Raw genomic sequence first — 4,630 nt, 5'->3', positions numbered from 1 at the left:
GCCTTCGCGAGCAAGCCCGCTCCCACAGGTATCCAGCTTTCCCGAGACCTAGGTTTTACTGTTTTTTCACATGCCATCCGGATAATCCCAGGGAATGCGGCATCTGAGCCAGCCATTTTCCGAATCCGACTTATCTGGAATGCCCCCTGATGGCCACGCCCCTTGCACAGCCCTCCTCCAACCGCGTCCGCCGCTCCCGCCTGGCGCTGCCCTGGTATGCCTGGTCACTTTTAGCGGCCGGGGCCTTTTACTGGCTGGCGTATGCCATGCACTGGGATGACCGGGGCCTGCTGTGGGCATCGGAACGTCTCGAAAGCCCCGCCCAGCGCCAGGAAAGCATCTGGTTGCCGGACTACCATGCGGTGATTGACGCCAAGGTCCTGCCCGGAATGGAAGAGGATGAAGCTTCCGACCTGACCTATAACCCACAGACCAAAACCCTGTTCGCGATCATGGGTAAGCACCCGTTTCTGGTGGAGCTTACCCTGCAGGGTGATGTGCTGCGCAAAATGCCGTTGGTGGGCTGGAGCAATCCTGAAGGCGTGGCCTACATGGAGAATGGTCTACTGGCCATTACCGATGAACGAAAACACACGTTGTCGATCATCCAGGTCGATGCCGATACTCGCGAACTGAACAGCACGGATTTCCCTCACTACGATCTCGGCCCGTCAAAGAACCAGAACAAGGGCTTCGAAGGCGTCGCCTGGGATCCACGTAACCAGCAGTTGACCTTGGGTGAGGAGCGTCCACCGGCGTTGTTCACCTGGAAAAGTGACGGCAGCCAGCTGCTCAAGGGCGACAAACAGATCCATGCCAGCGATGAGCTGGACCTGCGCAACCTCTCGGCGCTGGCGATCGATCCTCGCACGGGGCACTCGCTGCTGCTGTCGGCCGACTCCCATCTGTTGCTGGAGCTGGACGATACAGGGGAACAGGTCAGCTTCATGACGTTGCTGGGCGGTTTCAACGGCATCAAGGACACGATCCCCCGTGCCGAAGGCGTAGCCCTCGATGAGGTGGGCAACCTGTACATGGTCAGCGAGCCGAACCTGTTCTATCGTTTCGAAAAACAACGCTGATAGCGCAACTCTGTAAGGCAATTCATCCTTCGCTGTAGGGTGTGGCATCCGGCCATTAAGTTTCAGTTCAGGCAGCCGTGGTATTTCCAACCACCTGTTCTCATCCGAGCCCACCCACATGCGTCGACTTGCCCGCCCGAAGCCCTTGATCCTGCTGCTGATAACCATCGTGCTGATCGCTGTGATCGCAGCCGCTCAATACCTGCGCCTGTTCGAGCGCGCCTGGTTCAACTTCAACGCCCTCTGGCAGCCCCCCAGCGAGCAGGCCATTGCGCTGGACCAGTATCGGGTTACGGTCGAAGCGCAGGTGATCGAAGGCCTGAACAATGACGTTTCGGCGCTGACGTACGATCCGATCCGCAAGAGCCTCTTTACTGTTACCAACAAGAATGCCGAACTGATCGAGCTGTCACTGGACGGCAAGATCCTTAGGCGCATCGCCCTGATTGGCTTCGGCGACCCGGAAGCGGTGGAGTTCATCAGCGAGGACATTTACGTCATCACTGACGAGCGTCAGCAGCGGCTGATCAAGATTCACTTGGACGACGATACCCAATTCCTCGACGCGGCCGACGCAGAGCAAATGACGCTTGGCCTGCACCTGAACGGTAACAAAGGGTTCGAAGGGTTGGCCTACGACTCAGTGGGCAAACGGTTGTTCGTGGCCAAGGAGCGCGATCCGATGCTGATTTATGAAGTGCGGGGCTTTCCCCATCACAAACCGGACAAATCCTACGCCGTCCATGTCATCAACAACCCCAAGCGCGATGCCGGACTGTTCGTCCGCGATCTTTCGAGCCTGCAATACGACGAGCGCAGCGGCCATTTACTGGCGCTGTCCGATGAGTCGCGATTGATTCTCGAGCTGGATATAGACGGCCGACCGCTGAGCACGCTGTCGTTGAGCAAGGGACGTCAAGGGTTACAGAAAACCGTCCCTCAGGCCGAGGGTGTTGCCATGGATGACGATGGCAACCTCTATCTGGTCAGCGAGCCGAACCTGTTCTACGTCTTCAAGAAACCGCAGCCTTGATCCACCAAAAAAACCAATGTGGGAGCGAGCCTGCTCGCGATGGCGGTGCATCAGCCAACATGGAGTGTCGGGTAGACCGCTATCGCGAGCAGGCTCGCTCCCACAGGGACTGCTTCACTCAAAAGAGCAGGTTATGCCACCTGCTTACTCAGCCCGCAGGGTCTTCACCCCTTCAGCAGTTCCCAGCAACAACACATCCGCCGGGCGAGCCGCGAACAAGCCATTGGTGACCACACCGACGATGGCGTTGATCTGACTTTCCAGCTCCACCGGGTTAGTGATCTGCAGGTTATGGACATCCAGGATAATGTTGCCGTTATCGGTCAGCACGCCTTCGCGGTACACCGGGTCGCCGCCCAGTTTCACCAGTTGGCGGGCCACGTGGCTGCGGGCCATCGGGATGACTTCCACCGGCAGCGGGAACGCACCGAGCACTGGCACCAGTTTGCTGGCGTCGGCGATGCAAATGAAGGTCTTGGCCACAGCCGCAACAATCTTTTCGCGGGTCAGGGCCGCGCCGCCGCCCTTGATCAGGTTCAGGTGCGCGTCGCTTTCATCGGCGCCGTCGATGTAGAACTCCAGATCGCTCACGGTATTGAGCTCATAGACCGGAATCCCATGGCCCTTCAGGCGCGCGGCGGTGGCTTCGGAGCTGGCGACCGCGCCGTCGAACGCGCCTTTGTGCTGCGCCAATGCGTCGATAAAGCAATTGGCCGTCGAGCCGGTGCCGACCCCAACGATGCTCTTGTCATCCAGTTTCGGGAGGATGAGGTCGACAGCGGCCTGGGCCACGGCCTGTTTGAGTTGATCCTGGGTCATGCGGGCTCCGAAAGCGGACGGGGAGTAAAGAGGGACGCGAGTATAACCCAACAAAACCTTGGGATTCGTGTGGTCGCCCAGCCAAAAGCCGGGTTAGACTCCTTGGCCCTGCCCAACCCGCTCAGTGATGCTTTCCGATGCTTGAACAGTACGTCAAAAAGATCCTCACCTCGCGCGTTTACGACGTTGCCGTGGAAACCCCATTGCAGACTGCCCGCCAGCTCTCCGAGCGGCTGGGCAACAACATCTGGCTCAAGCGCGAAGACTTGCAGCCGGTGTTCTCGTTCAAGATTCGCGGCGCCTACAACAAGCTGACCCAGCTCAGCGACGAAGAGCGCGCACGCGGCGTGGTCACGGCTTCGGCGGGCAACCACGCCCAGGGCCTGGCCCTGGCGGCCAAGGTGCTGGGCGTCAAAGCCACCATCGTGATGCCCAAGACCACTCCGGAAATCAAAGTCGAAGGCGTGCGTTCCCGCGGCGGCAAAGTGGTGTTGCACGGCGATTCGTTCCCCGAAGCCCTGGCCTATTCGCTGAAACTGGTCGACGAAAAGGGCTACGTCTACATTCACCCCTATGACGATCCCCACACCATTGCCGGGCAGGGCACGGTGGCGATGGAGATCCTGCGCCAACATCCGGGGCGTCTGGATGCGATTTTCGTCCCAGTGGGCGGCGGCGGGCTGATCGCCGGGATCGCGGCCTACGTGAAATACCTGCGGCCAGAGATCAAGGTGATCGGCGTCGAACCGGACGATTCCAATTGCCTGCAAGCTGCCATGGCTGCGGGAGAGCGGGTGGTGCTGCCAACCGTGGGGCTGTTTGCCGATGGCGTTGCCGTGGCGCAGATCGGCCAGCACACGTTCGACATCTGCAAGCATTACGTGGATGAAGTCATCACCGTCAGTACCGACGAAATCTGCGCGGCCATCAAGGATATCTACGACGATACCCGCTCGATCACCGAACCTGCCGGGGCCTTGGGCGTGGCAGGAATCAAGAAATACGTCGAATCGCGCGGCATCAGCGGGCAGACCCTGGTGGCCATCGACTCCGGCGCCAACGTCAACTTCGACCGCCTGCGTCACGTGGCCGAGCGTGCCGAGCTGGGCGAAGGCCGCGAGGCGATCATCGCGGTGACCATTCCCGAGCAGCCAGGCAGCTTCAAGGCCTTCTGCGAAGCCGTCGGCAAGCGCCAGATTACCGAATTCAACTATCGCTACAACACGGGCAGCGAAGCGCACATCTTCGTGGGCGTGCAAACGCACCCGGAAAACGACCCGCGCAGCGCGCTGATCGCCAGCCTGACCGAGCAAGGCTTCCCGGTGGTGGACCTGACCGACAACGAACTGGCCAAACTGCACATTCGCCACATGGTGGGCGGGCATGCGGCCCATGTCATCGACGAGGTCGTGCTGCGCTTCGAATTCCCGGAACGTCCGGGGGCGCTGTTCAACTTCCTCAACAAGCTGGGCGGACGCTGGAATATCTCGATGTTCCACTACCGCAACCATGGTGCGGCAGATGGTCGTGTGGTGGCGGGACTGCAAGTACCGCACGATGAACGTCATCTGGTACCGGCAGCCCTGGAAGAAATCGGCTACCCGTACTGGGATGAAAGCGATAACCCGGCGTACCAGTTGTTCTTGGGGTGAACTCCGCGATTGCGACCTGTGGCGAGGGAGCTTGCTCCCGCTGG

4 protein-coding genes are annotated in these 4,630 nt (G+C 60.0%); 3 read left to right on the top strand and 1 reads right to left on the bottom strand.

From position 1 onward, the window contains the following. Positions 1-149 precede the first annotated feature (149 nt). Together HU811_RS25165 and HU811_RS25160 are read left to right on the top strand one after the other, a co-directional pair. Positions 150-1,082 carry an SdiA-regulated domain-containing protein gene (locus tag HU811_RS25165; protein WP_092402015.1) on the top strand — a complete coding sequence of 311 codons (933 nt, stop codon included), beginning with the start codon at positions 150-152 and terminating at the stop codon, positions 1,080-1,082. 118 nt (positions 1,083-1,200) lie between these two features. After that, positions 1,201-2,115 (top strand): SdiA-regulated domain-containing protein, encoded by a 915-nt coding sequence (locus HU811_RS25160; RefSeq protein ID WP_092402012.1) that lies wholly within the window; start codon positions 1,201-1,203, stop codon positions 2,113-2,115. Positions 2,116-2,259: 144 nt separating this feature from the next. Here the strand turns inward: HU811_RS25160 and rpiA are convergent, their stop codons facing one another. Next, the gene (gene rpiA, locus HU811_RS25155) at positions 2,260-2,934 is read right to left on the bottom strand and encodes a ribose-5-phosphate isomerase RpiA (protein WP_030140525.1); all 675 of its coding nucleotides are present in this window, start codon (positions 2,932-2,934) and stop codon (positions 2,260-2,262) included. A 137-nt stretch (positions 2,935-3,071) separates the two neighbouring features. On the opposite strand from rpiA, the gene ilvA reads away from it, so the two are divergent. Further along, positions 3,072-4,586 carry a threonine ammonia-lyase, biosynthetic gene (ilvA, locus tag HU811_RS25150; RefSeq protein ID WP_092402009.1) on the top strand — a complete coding sequence of 505 codons (1,515 nt, stop codon included), beginning with the start codon at positions 3,072-3,074 and terminating at the stop codon, positions 4,584-4,586. Positions 4,587-4,630: the final 44 nt, after the last annotated feature.

Origin of the sequence: Pseudomonas tehranensis (genome assembly GCF_014268615.1) — a bacterium.
In the GTDB taxonomy this organism is placed as follows: Bacteria; Pseudomonadota; Gammaproteobacteria; order Pseudomonadales; family Pseudomonadaceae; genus Aquipseudomonas; species Aquipseudomonas tehranensis.
Note: the sequence above shows the minus strand (reverse complement) of the source record. Positions and strands in the feature narration are given on the sequence as shown.